Source organism: Dietzia sp. Alg238-R159, assembly GCF_900537145.1.
In the GTDB taxonomy this organism is placed as follows: domain Bacteria; phylum Actinomycetota; class Actinomycetes; order Mycobacteriales; family Mycobacteriaceae; genus Dietzia; species Dietzia kunjamensis.
The window spans coordinates 165669-183062 of sequence record NZ_UNRI01000003.1; the positions used below are offsets into that span (position 1 = coordinate 165669).

The 17394-nt window shown below is 70.4% G+C and carries 17 protein-coding genes and 1 pseudogene; 12 read left to right on the plus strand and 6 right to left on the minus strand.

Translation table 11 applies throughout. The annotated features are described in order from the left end of the window. Positions 1-6: 6 nt before the first annotated feature. From G6R20_RS09265 to G6R20_RS18695, 4 genes are all read right to left on the minus strand, one after another. Positions 7-1014, minus strand: a complete 1008-nt coding sequence (locus tag G6R20_RS09265; protein WP_240341362.1) for a glycine betaine ABC transporter substrate-binding protein — start codon at positions 1012-1014, stop codon at positions 7-9. Continuing rightward, the gene (locus G6R20_RS09270; protein ID WP_163376430.1) at positions 1011-1721 is read right to left on the minus strand and encodes an ABC transporter permease; all 711 of its coding nucleotides are present in this window, start codon (positions 1719-1721) and stop codon (positions 1011-1013) included. Before G6R20_RS09270 ends, G6R20_RS09265 begins: the two co-directional genes overlap by 4 nt. Before the next feature lie 86 nt (positions 1722-1807). Then, on the minus strand, positions 1808-2986 hold the full coding sequence (locus G6R20_RS18690; protein WP_163376215.1) for an ATP-binding cassette domain-containing protein: 1179 nt from the start codon (positions 2984-2986) through the stop codon (positions 1808-1810). Beyond that, on the minus strand, positions 2983-3627 hold the full coding sequence (locus tag G6R20_RS18695) for an ABC transporter permease (protein ID WP_163376216.1): 645 nt from the start codon (positions 3625-3627) through the stop codon (positions 2983-2985). Before G6R20_RS18695 ends, G6R20_RS18690 begins: the two co-directional genes overlap by 4 nt. Before the next feature lie 133 nt (positions 3628-3760). Between G6R20_RS18695 and G6R20_RS09285 the strand changes: the two genes are divergently transcribed. Genes G6R20_RS09285 through G6R20_RS09295 form a run of 3 tightly spaced genes read left to right on the plus strand, consistent with a single transcriptional unit; the run spans position 3761 to position 6032 of the window. Further along, on the plus strand, positions 3761-4651 hold the full coding sequence (locus G6R20_RS09285) for an inositol monophosphatase family protein (RefSeq protein ID WP_163376217.1): 891 nt from the start codon (positions 3761-3763) through the stop codon (positions 4649-4651). Continuing rightward, positions 4648-5349: an alpha-ketoglutarate-dependent dioxygenase AlkB gene (locus G6R20_RS09290; RefSeq protein ID WP_163376218.1), complete on the plus strand. Its 702-nt coding sequence runs from the start codon at positions 4648-4650 to the stop codon at positions 5347-5349. The genes G6R20_RS09285 and G6R20_RS09290 overlap by 4 nt, the downstream gene beginning before the upstream one ends. Then, positions 5346-6032, plus strand: a complete 687-nt coding sequence (locus G6R20_RS09295) for an APA family fibronectin-binding glycoprotein (protein ID WP_163376219.1) — start codon at positions 5346-5348, stop codon at positions 6030-6032. The genes G6R20_RS09290 and G6R20_RS09295 overlap by 4 nt, the downstream gene beginning before the upstream one ends. 19 nt (positions 6033-6051) lie before the next feature. Here the strand turns inward: G6R20_RS09295 and G6R20_RS09300 are convergent, their stop codons facing one another. Beyond that, positions 6052-6831 (minus strand): PIG-L family deacetylase, encoded by a 780-nt coding sequence (locus tag G6R20_RS09300; protein ID WP_240341363.1) that lies wholly within the window; start codon positions 6829-6831, stop codon positions 6052-6054. Positions 6832-6942: 111 nt separating this feature from the next. Here G6R20_RS09300 and G6R20_RS09305 point away from each other — a divergent pair, with 111 nt between their 5' ends. The 3 genes from G6R20_RS09305 (at position 6943) to G6R20_RS09315 (ending at position 11154) form a co-directional block, all read left to right on the plus strand. Beyond that, the gene (locus G6R20_RS09305) at positions 6943-8100 is read left to right on the plus strand and encodes an acyl-CoA dehydrogenase family protein (RefSeq protein WP_159147587.1); all 1158 of its coding nucleotides are present in this window, start codon (positions 6943-6945) and stop codon (positions 8098-8100) included. Continuing rightward, positions 8097-9224: an ArsO family NAD(P)H-dependent flavin-containing monooxygenase gene (locus G6R20_RS09310; RefSeq protein WP_163376220.1), complete on the plus strand. Its 1128-nt coding sequence runs from the start codon at positions 8097-8099 to the stop codon at positions 9222-9224. Before G6R20_RS09305 ends, G6R20_RS09310 begins: the two co-directional genes overlap by 4 nt. Positions 9225-9471: 247 nt before the next feature. After that, positions 9472-11154 (plus strand): HNH endonuclease signature motif containing protein, encoded by a 1683-nt coding sequence (locus tag G6R20_RS09315; protein ID WP_240341364.1) that lies wholly within the window; start codon positions 9472-9474, stop codon positions 11152-11154. Positions 11155-11196: 42 nt separating this feature from the next. Here G6R20_RS09315 and G6R20_RS09320 read toward each other — a convergent pair whose 3' ends face one another. Continuing rightward, positions 11197-11625 carry a pyridoxamine 5'-phosphate oxidase family protein gene (locus G6R20_RS09320; protein WP_069390131.1) on the minus strand — a complete coding sequence of 143 codons (429 nt, stop codon included), beginning with the start codon at positions 11623-11625 and terminating at the stop codon, positions 11197-11199. Positions 11626-11792: 167 nt separating this feature from the next. Here G6R20_RS09320 and ectA point away from each other — a divergent pair, with 167 nt between their 5' ends. The 6 genes and pseudogenes from ectA (at position 11793) to G6R20_RS09350 (ending at position 17389) form a co-directional block, all read left to right on the plus strand. After that, complete coding sequence (gene ectA / locus G6R20_RS09325; protein ID WP_067715900.1) at positions 11793-12305, plus strand: diaminobutyrate acetyltransferase; 513 nt, start codon at positions 11793-11795, stop codon at positions 12303-12305. Positions 12306-12375: 70 nt separating this feature from the next. Next, positions 12376-13671 carry a diaminobutyrate--2-oxoglutarate transaminase gene (ectB, locus tag G6R20_RS09330; protein ID WP_159147614.1) on the plus strand — a complete coding sequence of 432 codons (1296 nt, stop codon included), beginning with the start codon at positions 12376-12378 and terminating at the stop codon, positions 13669-13671. Between the two features lie 50 nt (positions 13672-13721). Beyond that, positions 13722-14144: an ectoine synthase gene (locus tag G6R20_RS09335; RefSeq protein ID WP_067715905.1), complete on the plus strand. Its 423-nt coding sequence runs from the start codon at positions 13722-13724 to the stop codon at positions 14142-14144. A gap of 95 nt (positions 14145-14239) precedes the next feature. Continuing rightward, positions 14240-15657: pseudogene (locus G6R20_RS09340) on the plus strand (NAD(P)/FAD-dependent oxidoreductase). Then, positions 15654-16454 (plus strand): bile acid:sodium symporter family protein, encoded by an 801-nt coding sequence (locus tag G6R20_RS09345; RefSeq protein ID WP_163376222.1) that lies wholly within the window; start codon positions 15654-15656, stop codon positions 16452-16454. Before G6R20_RS09340 ends, G6R20_RS09345 begins: the two are co-directional and overlap by 4 nt. Next, complete coding sequence (locus tag G6R20_RS09350) at positions 16451-17389, plus strand: NAD-dependent epimerase/dehydratase family protein (RefSeq protein ID WP_163376223.1); 939 nt, start codon at positions 16451-16453, stop codon at positions 17387-17389. The genes G6R20_RS09345 and G6R20_RS09350 overlap by 4 nt, the downstream gene beginning before the upstream one ends. Positions 17390-17394 lie beyond the last annotated feature (5 nt).

Consider the following 17394-nt stretch of genomic DNA (forward strand, 5'->3'; position numbering starts at 1 on the left):
CTGCGGTCAGTCCACCGAGACCAACCCCCGGTCCTCGAGGAAATCGCGTGCGACCAGCGCGGGATCCTCGCCGTCGACGTCGACACGCATGTTCATCTCCACCATCACCTCGTTGGTGAGGATGTCCACCAGCGGTGCGAGGACGTCCGCGATCTCCGGGTGTGCGTCGAGCATCTCACCGCGGACCACCGTCGCGAGGTTGTAGACGGGGAAGAAGCGCTGGTCGTCCTCCAACACCAGCAGGTCCAGGCCCTTGATCCGGCCGTCGGTGGTGTAGACCTCGCCGAACCGGCACTCCCGGCCGACCGAGGTCGCCTGGTAGATGATCCCCGGCTGCATGATCGGCGTGGGCACGGCGCCCGCGTCGAACCCGTAGGCCTCCGCCAGCCCGGGCCAGCCGTCGCGACGCACGGAGAACTCGGTCTCCATGCAGGTCAGGGCCGCCTGTGGATCGGTCCGGGCCAACTCGGCGTACTCGGAGAACGTGCGCACCCCGGTCTCCTCGGCGGTGGCCCGGTTCATCGCGAACGAGTAGGTGTTGTCCACGGTGGTGGGGGCCAGCCACCTCAGGTCGTGCTCGGCCAGGTCGGCGTCACGCACCGCCTCCCACTGCCCCTGCGGATCGCGGATGGGGTCGGAGTTGCCCAGGTAACTCATCCACGCGGTGCCGGTGTACTCCATGCCGATGTCGACCTGCCCGGTCACCAACGCCTGGCGGAAACTGTTCGACCCGGCCAGTGACGACATGTCGGACACCTCCATCCCCGCGGCCGCCAGCAGGAACTCCACCAGGTAGCTGGCGATCACGCCCTCGGTGAAGTCCTTGCCGCCGACCGTGATGCGCACTCCCTCCAGCGCGGGGACGGTGCCCTCGGGGCCGGGGCCCACGGGCAGCGGGACGGAACCGCCGTTGTTGAGCCCACATCCCGTCGCCAGCATCACGGTGGCCAGGAGCGCGGCGACCAGGCGCCTCGTCCGTGTCAGCCCGGTTCGTGTCGGCCCGGCGCGCGTCATCGCAGTCCCTTCGGGTTGAACAGGATCTCGCCGACCCCGCCGAGCCAGTCCACGAACAGCGCCAGGCACACCGCCAGCACCGAGCCGACCACGAGGGTGGTGTAGTCCTGCAGCCGGTATCCGGTGTCGATGAAGATCCCCAGCCCGCCGGCGTCGACGAGGAAGCTCAGCGTCGCCGTGCCCACCGCCAGCACGAGGGTGGTGCGCAGGCCGGCGAGGATGAACGGCACCGCGAGCGGCAATTCGACCGTGCGCAGGACCCGTCCGCTCGACATCCCCTGTCCGCGCGCCGCGTCGATGAGTGCGGGGTCGACGTTGCGGATCCCCACGATGGTGTTCCGCAGCACCGGCAACAGGGAGTAGAACGCGACCGGCAGCACACCGATCCAGAACCCGGTCCGGTTGGTGGCCAGGAACAGGAGCACGATCAGGCCGATCGCGGGCGCCGCCTGGCCGATGTTGGCGAACCCCACCGCCACCGGTGCGAGGAACCGCGTCCGTCGGCGGGTGAGCAGGATCCCCAGCGGCACGCCGACCGCCACGACGATCGCCACGACCGTCACCGTGATCTGCACGTGCTCGAGCGTGCGCTGGGTGATGGAGGCGGCGTTGAGCGAGGCCTTCTGTGTCTCGTCCAGTTCGCTGGAGAACGCCCACCACAGCACGCCCACGGCCGCGGCCACGATGAGGAGCGGTTGCACGATCAGCCGCGCGGAGTCCTGGAGAGCGGCGACCCCATTGGCAGCGCCACCACGACCGGCGGAGCCCCCGCGCGTCGCCGTGGCGGGGGCGCTCACGGCGCCACGTCCTGCTCGGCGAGGCCCTCGTCGTTGTGCCGGTGGTGGATACGCCGCAACTCGGCGACCAGGTCGTCGATCCCGATGGTGCCGCAGTAGGCCCCGTCCCGGTCCACGACCACCGTGGTGGCGCTCGCCGTGGACAGCAGTCCGTCCAGCGCCTCCTGCAGCGAGGAGTCGACCGTCACGGTGCCGGTGATCGGCAACCCGCCCGAGCCCAGGTCCGGCATTCGCGACACCCGGTCCCCGCGCACCCAGCGCAGGGGGCGGCCGGCGTCGTCGAGCACCACGGCCCACTCGTCGCTGGTTCCGCGCAACCGGGCCGCGAAATCGGTCGGGCTCTCGGAGGCCCTCGCCGTCGTCGCCCCTTGGAGTTCCACGTCCCCCACGCGGCGGAGGGTCAGGGTCTTCAGCGCGGCGTCGTCGCCGATGAACCCGCTCACCGTCTCGTCGGCGGGATTGGTGAGGATCGCCTCCGGGGTGTCGAACTGCAGCACCGACGATCCGGGGCCGAGCACCGCGATCCGGTCCCCGAGCTTGACCGCCTCCGAGAAGTCGTGGGTGACGAAGACGATGGTCTTGCGCAGTTCGTCCTGCAGTCGCACGAGCTCGTCCTGCAGTGACGCGCGTGTGATGGGGTCGACCGCGCCGAACGGCTCGTCCATGAGCAGCACCGGCGGGTCCGCGGCCAGCGCCCGGGCCACGCCGACGCGCTGCTGCTGACCACCGGAGAGCTGCGCGGGGTAGCGGTCGCGGTAGTCCGACGGGTCCAGGCCGACCAGTTCCAGCATCTGGTCCACCCTCTCGGCGATGCGCGACTTTTTCCACTTGAGCAGCCGCGGCACGGTGGCGACGTTCTGCGCGACCGTCATGTGCGGGAACAGTCCGGAGGCCTGGATGGCGTAACCGATGCTGCGGCGCAGGGTGTCGGCGTCGAGGGTCCGGTTGTCCTCGCCGTCGATCGTGATCGTGCCGGAGGTGGGCTCGATGAGGCGGTTGATCATCCGCATCGTGGTGGTCTTGCCGCAGCCGGACGGGCCCACGAACACGGTGGTCCGCCCGGCGGGCAGTTCGAGCGAGACGTGGTCCACCGCCGGGCGCTCCTGACCGGGGTAGACCTTGGTGACGTCGTCCAACACGATCGGCACGCCGGATACGGGTTCTGAGGTGCTCACTGGTTCCCCCTGATGGTGAGACGTCCGAGCAGGACGAGGAGCGCGTCGAGGACGAGCGCGAGGACGACGATGAGCACGGTCGCGGTGAGCGCCATCGGCAGCGCGGTGGGCGTGCCGACCCGGGACAGGGCCGCGAAGATGAGGTTGCCCAGCCCCGGGCCCTTGGCGTACGCGGCGATGGCGAGGATGCCCATCGACATCTGGGTGGAGATGCGGATCCCGGCGAGGATGGACGGCCACGCCAGCGGGATCTCGACCCGGCCCAGCACCCCGATCCGGCTCATCCCCACCCCTCGGGCGGCGTCGACGGTCGCCGCGGGCACGGCGTCCAGGCCGACGATGGTGTTGCGCAGGATCGGCAGCACCGCGTAGATCACCAGTGCGGTCATGGTGGGCAGGACGCCCAGGCCGAGGACCGGGATGAGCAGGCCGAGCAGCGCGAACGACGGGACGGTCAGGGCGGTGGTGGCCAGGCCGGTGGCGATCGCGGACCCCGACCGACTGCGGTAGACGGCCACCCCGAGCGCGACCGAGAGCAGCGTCGCGATGAGCACGGCCTGCACGGTGGCGCTGATGTGCTGCCACGAGTCCGTCGCGAGCTGGAAGCGGCGGGTGGAGATGAAGTCCATCAGGGCGGTCATCGCATCTCGGCTCCATCCGTGGGTGGTGCGTTCCGTGTTCGGGTGCGCCCACGGTAGCCGTATCGGCGGGCGTAGAGGGCGCACATGCGCCGATCCGTCGGGACGGTGGCGGGGCGTGGTGCACCATGGGGGCATGACGTCACGGCCCGCACGCCCCCTGGACCACGACCTGACCGAGCGCCTCGACGAGCTCCTCGCCGCCAGTGGCCGCATCGCTCGCCGGCACTTCCACGGTGACCTCGAGTCGTTGGCCGCCGCGGACAAGAACGGCGTGGCAGGCGACGGCGGGAACGGCGACGGCCGGGCCGGGAACGGCGCGACGGACGGGCGCTACGACCCGGTGACCGAGGCCGACCGCGCGATCGAGGCGCTGCTGCGGGCGGGGATCTCGAACGTCTACCCGGGCGACCGGATCGTGGGGGAGGAGAACGGCGAGACCGGGCCGGCCGGCGCCGCCCGGACCTGGTACCTGGACCCGATCGACGGCACCAAGGCGTTCATGACGGGCATGGCCGGGTGGGGCACGCTCGTCGGTGTGGTGGAGGACGGCCGCGCCGTGGCCGGGTGGATGGACCAGCCGGTCCTGGGCGAGACCTTCGCGGCGGTGCACGGCCGCGCCACCGTGCGGCGCCGCTCCGACGGTCCGGGCGCGATCGACCTGCGCGCGTCGGGGTGCACGGAGCTGTCCGAGGCGATCATGTACACCACCCACCCGTCGATGTTCGGTGACGACGGCGAGGTGCGCAGCCGCTACGACGAGCTCGGCCGCCGGGTCCGCCTGCAGCGCTTCGGCGGGGACTGCTACGCCTACTGCATGCTCGCCGCGGGGCGTGTCGATCTGGTCGTGGAGGCCGACCTGAACTCGTACGACATCGTGGCGCTGATCCCGATCATCGAGGCCGCGGGCGGCGTGATCACCGACCCGGACGGCCGCCAGCCGCTCGAGGGCGGCACGGTCGTGGCGGCCGCGACCCCGGAGTTGGCCGAGCAGGCGTGGGCGGTGCTGGGCACGGACCTGGGGTGACCGAGCCGCTCTTCGGCGTCGACCGCGAGCCCACCATCCTGGGCCCCGGTGCGGTGCACGTGCCCGACTGGCTGAGCCGCGAGCAGCAGGAGTTCCTCCTCCGGGCGTGCGTGGACTGGGCCGCGGTGCGCGTGCCGCGCTCGATCGTGCTGCCGGGCGGGGGCCGGATGTCGGTGCGCACGTTCAGCCTGGGACGCCACTGGGTGCCGTACCGGTACGACGACGACGAGGTGGTCCCGCCGGTCCCGGACTGGCTGGTGCGGGCGGCGCGGAACGGGCTCGCGGCGGCAGCGGCGGTGGAGCCGGCGGTCACGGGCTCGGCCGGCCGGACCCCCGACCCCGTCCCCGCCTACACCCCGGACACCGCCCTGGTGAACCTCTACGGCCGTGGATCCACGATGGGCCTGCACCAGGACCGCGACGAGGCGAGCATGGCACCCGTCGTCTCGCTGAGCCTGGGTGATGCGTGCACGTTCCGCTTCGGGACCCCGGAGCATCGCGGGCGCCCGTACACCGACGTGCGCCTGGAGTCCGGCGACCTGGTGGTGTTCGGCGGGCCGTCGCGGATGGCCTTTCACGGCGTCCCGAAGGTCTTCGACGGCACCGCCCCGGCGTGGTGCCGCGAGGTGCTGGGCGCGGAGCCGGGGAGGGTCAACATCACGCTGCGGGAAACCCGGCCGCCTACGCTGGGCGGATGACGTCAGGGCAGAACCCGTCCGCCAGCCGGAGCCGGATCATTCTCGTGGTGGCGCTCGTCGCCGTCCTGGCGGTGGTCGCCGCGGTCGTGACGGTGGTCGTCTCGTCGGCGACGTACTCCCCGGGGGTGCGCACCCTGTCCCCGAAGATCCAGGTGGCGGCGGGTTCCGATCACGTGGATCCCTACGCAGGCCTGGTGATCCGCGTCCCCGAGGGGTGGCGCGCGGAGTCGGGGGAGCTGGTCTTCGGCAGTACCGTCATGAGTCCGGTCGCGGCTGCCGATGATCCGAGCCGCTCGGACGGCGTCGTGTTGGTGGGGCAGCTCACCGAGGACCTGTTCGACCCGGAGAACCCGGACGACCAGCTCGCGGCGCTCGCACTGGCCAACGGGATGGGTCAGTTCCTGCTCCCCGTCCCGGGGCGGCCGGTCGAGGAGCGGATCGAACCGCTCTCCACGCGCGTCGGCGACGGCTGGTCGGTGTCGTTCCGGGTGCTCCCCACGGTCCCGCAGGACATCATCGGCCCGGAGGGCGCGCTGGTGTACTCGGCGGTCGTCGGCGAGGGCGCGCAGCGCTTCTGGCTGACCTACGTCAGTCGTCCGGGCGACGGCACCATGGCGTCGCCGCACGCGGAGTGGGCGGACGAGATCGTCGAGCGCCTGCGGCTGGCGGAGGGCTCGATCTGACCCCGGGTCCGACCCCGGCTCAGGGCCGCATGCGCCGGAAGCCCACCACCGGGTTCCCGTCCGCGAGTCCCTCACGCGACGCGCACACGGCCTCGACCTGCGCGCGCGCCTGGTCCCGCACCGGCGTTTCCGGGTCGAGCACCGACAGGTACTCGGAGTGCTCGGCCAGCGCGTCGACGGCCGGCTCGACGAAACCCTTCACGTCGACGTAGTGCGTCATCTCGGGCGAGGACTCGAACCACATCTGCGGACGCCCCTCCGCGGCGTCCACCCCGACCGCGGCCACCAGGTCGTCGTACGCGGCCCCCACGGCCGCTCCGAACTCCATGTGATCGCTCTGGTTGGGCATCCCCGGCCCGAACTCCTCACCGGAGTACAGGGAGATGACGACGTCCGGGCGATGGCGGCGGATCGCGTCGGCCACCGCGTCGCGCAGCTCGGCGTTGTTGACGATCCGGCTGTCCGGGAAACCGAGGAACTCCACCTCGTCCACTCCGACGATCGCCGAGGACCTCCGCTGCTCCTCCTCGCGGATCGGCCCCGCGATCGCCGGTGCCATCCCCTCGATGCCGGCCTCGCCGCTGGAGGCCAGGACGTAGACGATGCTGCGGCCCTCGGCCGTCCACCGCGCCACCGCGGCGGACATCCCGTACTCGGGGTCGTCGGGGTGCGCGACCAGGACCAGCCCCCGGGTCCAGTCGGTGGGGAACGCCTCGGGCACGGAATGGTCCGAGGATGCCGGGGTGGTGGCCTTCTCGGGCTGGGCTGCGTTCTCTGGCCGGTCCGGGGAATCGTTCATGCCCCGAGTATGGCCCTCCTCGGTGCTCGCGTGCCCGCCGTCGCCGGAACGGGCACACGTAAACTTGCCGCGAACCTCATCGTCGTCGTCGTCCCCTCATGGAGGCCCCCAGTGTCCGCACTCTTCCCCGACTACCGCCCCACCTGGGAGACCGACGACCACCGGCTGCTCCGAGAGCACGCCCGCGCGTTCTTCGCCAAGGAGATGACGCCCAACCAGGAGAAGTGGTCCACACAGAAGCACGTGGACCGCGAGACCTGGCTGCGCACCGGCGAGGCCGGCCTCATCTGCCTCGACGTGCCCGAGGAGTTCGGCGGCCAGGGCGGCGACCCGGGCATGGAGTACCTCGTCACCGAGGAGCTCGTCCACTCCGGGGACACCGCCTTCGGCATGGGCGTCGGCTCCACCATCACCCCCCACTACGTGGCGAACTACGCCACGGAGGAGCAGAAGCGCGAATGGCTGCCGAAGATCTGCTCGGGTGAGTGGATCTCCGCCATCGCCATGACCGAGCCCGGCGCCGGGTCCGACCTGCAGGGCGTGCGCACCACCGCCAAGCGGGACGGCGACCACTACGTCATCAACGGCTCCAAGACCTTCATCTCCAACGGTGGCTCCGCCGACTTCGTGGTGGTGGTGGCCAAGACCGACCTCGACGCCGGCCACAAGGGCATGGCCCTGTTCGCCGTCGAGGCCTCGACGCCGGGCTTCGAGCGTGGCCGCGTGCTGGAGAAGATGGGCCGCCACGGCGCGGACACCGCCGAGCTGTTCTTCAACGACATGCGCGTGCCCGCCGCCAACCTCCTCGGTGGCGAGGAGGGGCAGGGCTTCTACCAGCTCATGAACCAGCTCCCGCGCGAGCGCCTGGCGATCGCCGTGGACGCGCTGGCCATGGCCGAGGCCGCCGTCATCGAGACGCTCGAGTACGTCCGCGAGCGGCAGGCGTTCGGCAAGCCGATCCTGGATTTCCAGAACACCCGCTTCGAGCTGGCGCACTGTAAGACCCAGGTCATGGCCACCCGCACGTTCGTCGACCACTGCATCTCCCGGGAGATCGACGGCGAGCTCGACGCCGTCACCGCGTCGATGGCCAAGCTCCAGGCGACCGACATGCTCGACGACGTGGTCGACCGCTGCCTCCAGCTGTTCGGCGGCTACGGCTACATGATGGAGTACCCCATCGCGCAGAAGTTCGCCGGTGCCCGCGTCATGCGGATCTACGGCGGCACGAACGAGATCATGAAGGAGGTCATCGGCCGGGCGCTGTGATCCACCGCGACGTCGTGGTGATCGGCGGGGGCCAGGCGGGCCTCGCGGCCGGTTTCTACCTCCGCCGCGCCGGCGCGGACTTCGAAATCCTCGACGCCTCGAACGAGCCCGGCGGCGCGTGGCCGCACACGTGGCCGTCCCTGCGGTTGTTCTCGCCCGCCGACTTCTCGTCCCTGCCGGGCCGCCGCATGCCCCGCACCGACGACGGCGCCAATCCCGACGCGGCCCACGTCGTGGACTACCTGCGCGGGTACGAGGAGTACTACGACCTCCCCGTGCGGCGCGGGGTGACGGTGGTCGCCGTGGAGCCGCCGGGAGCGGTGCGAGAGGGCGGCTACGCCACCAACGGCAACGACGACCACGACGACAACCACGACGACGACCATGACGACGACGAGGTGTTTCTCATCCGGGCCGCTGACGGTCGCTCGTGGCGCGCGCGGGCGGTCATCAGTGCGACCGGTACCTATCGACGCCCCTTCGTCCCCACCTATCCGGGCGCCGCCGACTTCCGTGGCCGGCAGCTGCACAGCGCCGCCTATCGGGGCCCGTCGGACCTCGAGGGCAGGCGCGTCGTGGTGGTCGGTGGCGCGAACTCGGGCGCCCAGATCGCCGCTGACCTCGCCCGGCCACTCGCCGACTCCGGCGGGTCGCTGACCTGGTGCACAACCGGCCCACCCCGCTACCTGCCCGACGATGTCGACGGCCGCGAACTCTTCCGCGTCGCCAACGCGGCCATCCGGGGCGTGGGGGAGTCCGGCGGCGGCATTGCGGAGCTGGGCGACATCGTCGTGGTGCCGCCGGTCCGCGCGGCCCGTGACGCCGGCCTCCTGGAGGCGACGCCGATGTTCGAGCAGTTCACCGCGGCCGGCGTGGAGTGGTCGGACGGTCGACGCGAGCCGGTCGACGCGGTGATCTGGTGTACGGGGTTCCGGCCGGCGTTGGGTCACTTACGGGGGTTGCTGCCGCGTCGCGACGGACGAGTCGTCACGAGTGGCGTCGAGGTGCCGGGCGTCCCGGGACTGTTCCTGCTCGGCTACGGCGACTGGTGCGGCGCGGCGTCGGCGACCCTCATCGGGGTGGGGCAGTGGGCGAAGGCGGCGGTGGCCGCGTCGCTGGCGTGAGCACGACGGCCCCGCGTGTTCTCGGCTGGGGCTACTTGGTGACGTGAGGCCCTTGCCTGTTCGAATGTGTGTACGTATCATAGAACACAGATTCGATACCAGGTAGGCGGCGCACGGTCGGGGGGTGGGGCACATGGGCGGTAACGCAGACCGCGCGGCCGGTGGCCCCTCCTCGTCTGGTGGCGGCGCCGGTTCCGCGGCGCCCTCTTCGTTGTCGGGGTTGCGGGCGGCGGCGCGGGAGGGGTGGATGGGCGAGAATCGCGCGGCGGCGCGCCGGTTCGTGGCCTGTTACGAGTTGTTTGTCGAATGCCAGCGTCGGGAGGAGTCCGGGGCGGGCGGCGGTGAGTGTCGGCCCGGTCATGCGGTACTCGATCCGATCGATGTCGCGGCCGGGTACGTGGTGTCGGCGATGGCGATCTCGACGGGCCGGGCCGAACGGATGATCACCTTCGCCCTCGATCTGCACCTGCGGTATCCGGCGATCCTGTCCGCGATGGCGCAGGGGCGGCTGGATCTACAGGCTGCGAATATCCTGGCCTCGCAGATGGCCACCGTCCACGTCGATGTGCTCGAGGCGGTGCAGCGGCAGGTCGTCGAGGAGTATCTCGCCGCGATCGAGGGCGGGGTGCGCCTTGGTGAGAAAGCCATCCGCGGCAACGTCGATGCGATCATCGCCCGCTACGACGCCAACGGCATCCGCCTGCGCCGCCAGGAAGCCGCCCGCACCCGCGGGGTGCGGTTCCACAAGGGCGTCGACGGCATGTCGAGTGTGTCGGCGATCCTGGCCACCGAGGAAGCAGCCGTCCTGGCCGAGGCCCTCGACCAACGCGTGAAAGACCACAAGTACGCCGACGCCCAAGCCGCCGCCAACACCCAAGCCGACACCGCCAACCCCGGCGCCGGCGGCTCTGGCGAGGTCGAGGACTACTCGATCGCCGAGCGTCGCGCCGACGCCCTGATGTCCCTGGTGTGCGGCGACGCCGCCCCGGCTGGCACCCCGGCCCGCCCCGGCCGGTCGGGCGCGCCGGGTGCCGGGGTGGCGTTGCGGCCGAAGGTCACCGTCATCGCCACCGGCAACACCGCCCGCGACGACGGCGGCGCCCGGGTGGAGTTCACCCGCACCGGCCAGGCCGCCCTACAGGCCCTGCTCGACATGCTCGCCACCAGCGACGGAGCCACCTTCGAACCCATCGACCCGCGCATCGGCGCCGCCGACGACGCCCGCACCGCCCTGCAGTACCGGCCCAGCGCCGAACTCGCGCGCCGGATCCGGCTACGGGACGGCACCTGCCGCCACCCCGGCTGTGCGATCCCGGCCGAGGCCTGTGATCTGGATCATGTGGTGCCGTTCGATCACGCCGACCCCCAGCGGGGCGGGCACACCATCGAGGCCAACCTGGCCGCAATGTGCCGGCGTCATCACCGGTTCAAGACCTTCTCCGACTGGATCTACGACCTGCACCCCGACGGCACCCTGATTGTGCGCGCCCCGGACGGCTCGACCATGCTCACCCGACCCTCCGGCCCACTGGCCGAGTACCGGCGGGAACAGGCCCGCGCCGAGACCGAGGCGTGGACCCGGCAACAACGCCGCAGCCCCGGGCCCACCGGTGACGAGCAGGCCGACGCGGAGCCGACGTTCTGGTCGCGCCGCGCCGCGCGCCACCGCACCGAACGCCGCAACGCCGAACGCGCCCGCACCTTTGACCCCACCCCACCCGCGCCCGGCACGGGCACGGGCGCCTCCAGCTCCAGCACCGGCGCGGCCACCGACACCACGCCCGAGAAAGCCACCCCCGCCAGCGCCACCCCCGAGAGCGCCAGCCGCTGGTGGGCCCGCAACAAACCCCACCACAGCGACATCGAAAAAGGCATCCGCGCCCTACTCCACGAACGCCTCGACGAACTCATCGACCCACCACCGTTCTAGGTGGGTAGGTGGCTAGGTGGGCGCGGGCCAGTGAGGCGTGGATCAGTAGCCGGTGTAGCGCTCCGGCTCCTCGCCGAAGGTGAATCCGCGGCCGGAGATCTTCTCGGGCGTGATCTCGACGAAGTTGTACTTCAGGGTCGGGATCCAGGGCTTGAGCCCGAGCTCCTCCGCGCGGTTGATCTCCGCGAAGCTGTCGAGCCGTCGCGCCGTCCCACGCACGACGATCGACCAGGCGTCGTCGCCCTCGATGTGGTCGACTTGGAACACGACGTCCGGATGGACCGTGATCCCGGCGAGCTTGGAGCCCTCCGCGGTGCGGAAGAAGAGCTTGCCCTCCGGGGAGAGCGCGTAGTTGACGGGGAAGATGTCGGCACGGCCCTCGGAGACGGTGACCAGGCGTCCCAGGGAGACCGTGCCCAGAAGCTGCAGACTTCGCGCCTCGTCGAATTCGGTGATCGGGTTGGCGTCCATGTCCTGATTCTCTCACCGCAGGGCCGGCGCCGGAACCGTTGTCGGAGACTGCGCCGTGACCGACCTCACTCCCCGGCGGCCACCTGCACACTCATCGTGTTTTCAGGTAACGAATTGGGGAAGGGTGATGCAACAACGTGGGGACGTCACTACGGTGGACACCGACTATGAACCCAGGAGAACGAGTAGTACCCCGTAACCCTGATTCGTCCGACGCGCTGTTCCGTGTGCCCACCGCGGCCGACGGAACCCGCATGTGGGAGATCGCCCGAGACAGCGGCGTTCTCGACCTCAACTCCTCCTATGCCTACGTGCTGTGGGGGGCGGAGTTCTCGGAGAGCTCCGTGGTGGTGGAGGTCGAGGGCCGGGTCGTCGGATTCGTCACCGGATTCATCCGCCCCTCGGAGCCGGACACGATCTTCGTGTGGCAGGTCGGCGTCGACGCCGACCAGCGCGGCAAGGGACTGGCGGCGCGACTGCTGCACAGCCTCATGGACCGGCTGGCCGAGCGCGGCGTGGTGCGCCTGCGCACCACCATCAGCCCGGACAACGAGGCGTCCCAGCGCACCTTCGGTGCCGTCGCGCGAGACCGCGGGATGACGCTGTCCGACGAGGACTACCTGAGCTCCGAACTCCTCGGCGAAGGTCACGAGCAAGAAGACCTGTACACGATTTCCTAGACGAGGGCGCGCGGGCCGCCCGGCCCGCCACCGTCGCCCGCCTCTTCACAAATGGAGTGATCTGAAGACCATGACCGAGTCCACGCACGACACCAGCACCAATACGGACATCTTCTCCGACCGCGAGTCGGAGGTCCGTAGCTACTCGCGCAACTGGCCGGTGGTATTCGACACCGCCAAGGGCACCACGCTCACGACCGTCGACGGAGACGAGTACCTCGACTTCTTCGGCGGTGCCGGCGCACTGAACTACGGCCACAACGACGACGACATGAAGAGCGCGCTGTTGGAGTACATCCAGCGCGACGGCGTCACCCACTCGCTCGACAAGTACACCGTCGCCAAGCGCGCGTTCCTGGAGACCTTCTCCTCGAAGATCCTCGAGCCGCGCGGGCTGGACTACAAGGTGATGTTCCCCGGGCCGACCGGCACCAACGCCGTGGAGTCGGCACTCAAGCTGGCCCGTAAGGTCACCGGCCGCGAGGCCATCATCAACTTCACGAACTCTTTCCACGGCATGACCCTCGGATCGCTGTCGGTGACCGGCAACTCGATGAAGCGCGCCGGTGCCGGCATCCCGCTGGTCCACGCCACGCCGATGCCGTACGACAACTACTTCGGTGGCGTCACCGAGGACTTCCAGTGGATGGAGCGCGTCCTCGTCGACTCCGGCTCGGGCATGAACCGCCCGGCGGCCGTGATCGTCGAGTGCGTCCAGGGCGAGGGAGGCATCAACGCTGCGCGCGCCGAGTGGCTGAAGGCCCTCGACGAGCTGTGCAAGCGCCACGACATCCTGCTGATCGTCGACGACGTCCAGATGGGCTGCGGTCGCACCGGCGAGTTCTTCTCGTTCGAGTTCGCGGGCATCAAGCCGGACATCGTCTGCCTGTCCAAGTCGATCGGTGGCTACGGCCTGCCACTGGCGGTCACCCTGTTCAACCGCGAGCTCGACGAGTGGACCCCGGGCGAGCACAACGGCACCTTCCGCGGCAACAACATGGCATTCATCACCGCCGACGTGGCGCTGCGCAAGTACTGGTCCGACGACACCCTCCAGAACCGCACCCTCGAGAACGGTCGCATCCTGCGCGAGCGCTTCTCCCCGCTGGTCTACAAGTACGAGGGAAAGCTCGAACTCCGCGGCCGCGGCATGGCGTTCGGTATCGCCTTCCTCGAGAAGCCGGAGCTGGCCGGAGAGGTCATGGCCCGGTGCTTCGACAAGAAGATGCTGGTCGAGACCGCCGGCCCGAGCGACGAGGTCGTCAAGTTCCTCGCCCCGCTCACCCTGACCGACGACGAGCGTGATCGCGGCATCGAGATCTGCTACGAGGCCGTCGACCACGTCCTCGCCCAGCAGTACCTCTGAGCGCCCAGACCACACACCCTCGACCCACGACCTCGCCGAGGAGGCCCCGCATGATCGTTCGTACCACCGCAGAGATCACCGACACCGACCGCCACATCAAGGGTAACAACGGCAACTGGGAGTCCAAGCGCATCGTCCTGGCCGACGACCGCGTCGGGTTCTCGTTCCACGAGACCACCATCGCGGCCGGCACGACCAACGACTTCCACTACGCCAACCACATCGAGGCCGTGTGGCTGACCCGTGGCAAGGGCACCCTGCGTGACCTGACCAACGACAAGGAGTACCCGCTCGAGGCGGGCTCCATGTACCTGCTCGACGGCAACGAGAAGCACCAGGTCATCGTGGAGGAGGAGATGCAGATGCTCTGCGTCTTCAACCCCCCGGTCGTCGGCGACGAGAACCACGACGAGAACGGCATCTACCCGCTCCTGCGTCTGCAGGACGACGGCTCGGTCGTTCGCGAGAAGTAGACTCCGGGTCGCTTCCGGGCCCTCCCCGGTCGATTTCGTCCAGTGCGGACGAAACCGGCCGGGGATTCTCGCGTTCTGGGGCAGTATCTGTACCCGTGCCCATCTTTGACACCCGTCCAGTCGCCATCATCGGGGCCGGGCCCTCCGGCCTGGCCGCAGCCCGCAACCTCGACCGTCAGGGCGTCGCCTGGGTGGGCTTCGACCTCGCCGGAGACGTCGGCGGGCTGTGGAACATCGACTCCCCGCGAAGCACGGTCTACTCCTCGGCCCACCTCATCTCCTCCGCCCGCACCACGGAGTTCGCCGAGTTCCCCATGCCGGCCGACACCCCCGACTACCCGGACCACCGCCGGTTGCTGGCCTACTTCGCGACTTCGCCGACCACTTCGGCCTACGCGAACGGTTCCGCTTCGGCACCGAGGTGGTCCGCGCGGAACCGGTGAGTGACGCGCGCGACTCCGGGTGGCGACTCCACGTGCGCGCGGTGGGTGGGGGCGGCGGTGGGACCGACGACGACGAGGTGGGCCCCGGGCCCGAGGCTGACGCCGGGGAGTTCTCGGCGCTGGTGATCGCGAACGGCACCCTCTCTGAGCCCAAGATCCCGGAGTTCGCGGGCCGGTTCAGTGGCGAGGTCCGCCACACCAGCCGCTACAAGTACCCGCGGGAGCTGGCCGGGAAGCGCGTCCTCGTGGTGGGCGGCGGCAACAGTGGCTGCGACATCGCGGTCGACGCCGTCCACCACGCCGCGTCGGTCGACATCAGCCTGCGGCGCGGCTACCACTTCGTGCCCAAGTACCTCTTCGGCCGACCCGCCGACACCCTCGGGTCCGGCGGCCGCCCCCTGCCCCCGCGGATCAAGCAGTTCATCGACTCACGCGTACTCAAGGCCTTCACCGGCGACCCGACCCGGTTCGGCTTCCCGGAGCCCGACCACAAGATCTACGAGTCCCACCCCGTGGTGAACTCGTTGATCCTGCAGCACGTGGGGCACGGCGACATCGGGGTCCGCGCGGACATCGACCGGTTCGACGGGCGAACCGTGCACTTCGTCGACGGGACCTCCGGCGAGTACGACCTGGTCATGCTCGCCACCGGCTACGTGCTGGACTACCCGTTCATCGACCGCCGCCACCTCGACTGGGCCGAGAGCGCCGCCGCGCCGGACCTGAACCTCAACATCTTCCCGTCGGCCCGCGACGACCTCGCCGTACTCGGCATGCTCGAGGCCTCCGGCATCAGCTGGCAGGGCCGCTACGAACAGGCCGACCTCGTCGCCCGCTATCTCGCGGCACGCCGTGAGGACTCACCGGCCGGGCGTGCGGCCCTCGCCGTCGTCGACTCCTCCCGGCGCGGCCCCCGCCCGGACCTCACGGGCGGCTACCACTACCTCGGGCTGGACCGGATGGCCTACTACGTCAACAAGAGCGCCTACCGCGGCGCCGTGACCGGGCTGGTCGCGCGCATGGAAGCGGCGGGTTCGGACGCCGCGCAGACACCGGGGGCCGGCTCGTGAACGTCGACGACATCCGGATCGCGTTCGACTCCGGGTCCCTCACCACGCTGAAGATCGTCCTGGGGCTGATCCTGTTCGGCATCGCCATGGACACGCGGCTCTCCGACTTCCGGCTGGCGCTGCGCAAGCCCAGGGCGTTCGCGGTGGCCGTGGCAGCACAGTTCGCGCTGCTGCCCGCGCTGACGTTCCTGCTGACGCTGCTGCTCGGCGTGCAGGGGTCGGTCGCGCTCGGCATGATCCTCGTGGCGTGCTGCCCGCCCGGCAACGTCTCCAACATCCTCACGCACCGGGCGCGCGGCGACGTGGCCCCGTGGGACATGCTCAGCGAGGTGCTGCTGGTCATCGCGCTGCCGTTCGCGCTCGGGCTGACCGTGTCGCACCTGCTGCCGCAGGTCGCGGCGCGCACCCACCGCGTGGTGGGGGTCCTGTCGTTCGTGGCGCTGGGCGGGATCATCGTGATCGCGGTCGCCAACAGCTGGGCGCTGTTCGTGGCCTACATCGGGGTGGTGGCGGTGGCGGTGTTCCTCCACGACGCACTCGCCCTGGGCCTCGGGTACGGCATCGCGCGCGGGTTCCGGCTCGACGTCCCCGCCCGCAAGGCCATGACGTTCGAGGTGGGCATCCGCAACGCCGGACTGGGACTGCTGTTCGTGTTCAGCTTCTTCGACGGACTCGGTGGGATGGCCCTGGTCGCCGCGTGGTGGGGTGTGTGGGACATCATAGCCGGGTTGGTCGTCGCCGTGGTGTGGGCGCGGCACAGCACGACGAACGCCGAGAACAGGAAGGTCACGGCATGAAGGTTCTGGTCACCGGCGGCAGCGGGTTCCTCGGCAGAGGGGTGGTGGCCGGACTCGCGGCGGCCGGGCACGAGGTCACGAGCGGCGACCTGCTGGTGCCGGACGGCCCGGGCGACGCCGGGGTGCGGCACGTGCGCCTCGACGTGACCGCCGCCGCCGTCTCCGCCGCCGTGGCGGGCCATCACGCCGTCGTCCACCTGGCCTCGATCGTCGACCCCGACGGGATGGGGCGCCACGCCGCTTACCGGGTGGATGTCGACGGCTCCCGCCACGTCCTCGACGCCTGTGTAGAACACGGGGTCGGGCGGCTCGTCGTGTCCTCGTCGGGCGCGGCCTACGGCTACCACGCGGACAATCCGGTGCCCATCACCGAGGGTCACCCGGTCCGCGGCACCAGCGCCTTCGCGTACAGCCACCACAAGGCGCTCGTCGAACACCTGCTCGCCGACGCCCGCCGGGAGCACCCGGAGCTGGAGCAGGTCGTGTTGCGCATCGGCACGATCCTGGGCGACGCCGTGGACAACCAGATCACCGCCCTGTTCCACCGGCGGCGGCTGCTGGCCGTGCGGGGGTCGGACTCGCCGTTCGTGTTCATCTGGGACACCGATCTGGTGGCGATCGTCGTGCGCGCGGTGGGTGACGGGCCGCCCGGCACGTTCAACGTGGCCGGCACCGGCACGCTGACCATCCACCAGATCGCGGCGCGGCTCGGCAAGCGCACCCTCGCGATCCCCGAGCCGGTGCTCAAGGCGGTCCTCGCCGTGGGAAGCGCACTGCGGGTCAGCCGCTACGGGCCCGAGCAGACCGGCTTCCTGCGTTACCGCCCGGTGCTGGACAACACGCGTCTACGGACGGTCTTCGGCTACACGCCTGAGCTGACCAGCGCCGAGGCGTTCGATTGCTGGCTCGCGGGCCATCCCGACGCACGGGCGTGACGCCC

What these genes read in the sequence shown, in the direction of transcription:
- G6R20_RS09265 (WP_240341362.1), bottom strand. Translation starts at nt 1,014, where the DNA reads ATGACGCGCGCCGGGCCGACACGAACCGGGCTGACACGGACGAGGCGC.
- G6R20_RS09350 (WP_163376223.1), top strand. Translation starts at nt 16,451, where the DNA reads ATGAAGGTTCTGGTCACCGGCGGCAGCGGGTTCCTCGGCAGAGGGGTG.
- G6R20_RS09295 (WP_163376219.1), top strand. Translation starts at nt 5,346, where the DNA reads ATGACGTCAGGGCAGAACCCGTCCGCCAGCCGGAGCCGGATCATTCTC.
- G6R20_RS09300 (WP_240341363.1), bottom strand. Translation starts at nt 6,831, where the DNA reads ATGAACGATTCCCCGGACCGGCCAGAGAACGCAGCCCAGCCCGAGAAG.
- G6R20_RS09335 (WP_067715905.1), top strand. Translation starts at nt 13,722, where the DNA reads ATGATCGTTCGTACCACCGCAGAGATCACCGACACCGACCGCCACATC.
- ectB (WP_159147614.1), top strand. Translation starts at nt 12,376, where the DNA reads ATGACCGAGTCCACGCACGACACCAGCACCAATACGGACATCTTCTCC.
- G6R20_RS09285 (WP_163376217.1), top strand. Translation starts at nt 3,761, where the DNA reads ATGACGTCACGGCCCGCACGCCCCCTGGACCACGACCTGACCGAGCGC.
- ectA (WP_067715900.1), top strand. Translation starts at nt 11,793, where the DNA reads ATGAACCCAGGAGAACGAGTAGTACCCCGTAACCCTGATTCGTCCGAC.
- G6R20_RS09315 (WP_240341364.1), top strand. Translation starts at nt 9,472, where the DNA reads ATGGGCGAGAATCGCGCGGCGGCGCGCCGGTTCGTGGCCTGTTACGAG.
- G6R20_RS09320 (WP_069390131.1), bottom strand. Translation starts at nt 11,625, where the DNA reads ATGGACGCCAACCCGATCACCGAATTCGACGAGGCGCGAAGTCTGCAG.
- G6R20_RS18695 (WP_163376216.1), bottom strand. Translation starts at nt 3,627, where the DNA reads ATGACCGCCCTGATGGACTTCATCTCCACCCGCCGCTTCCAGCTCGCG.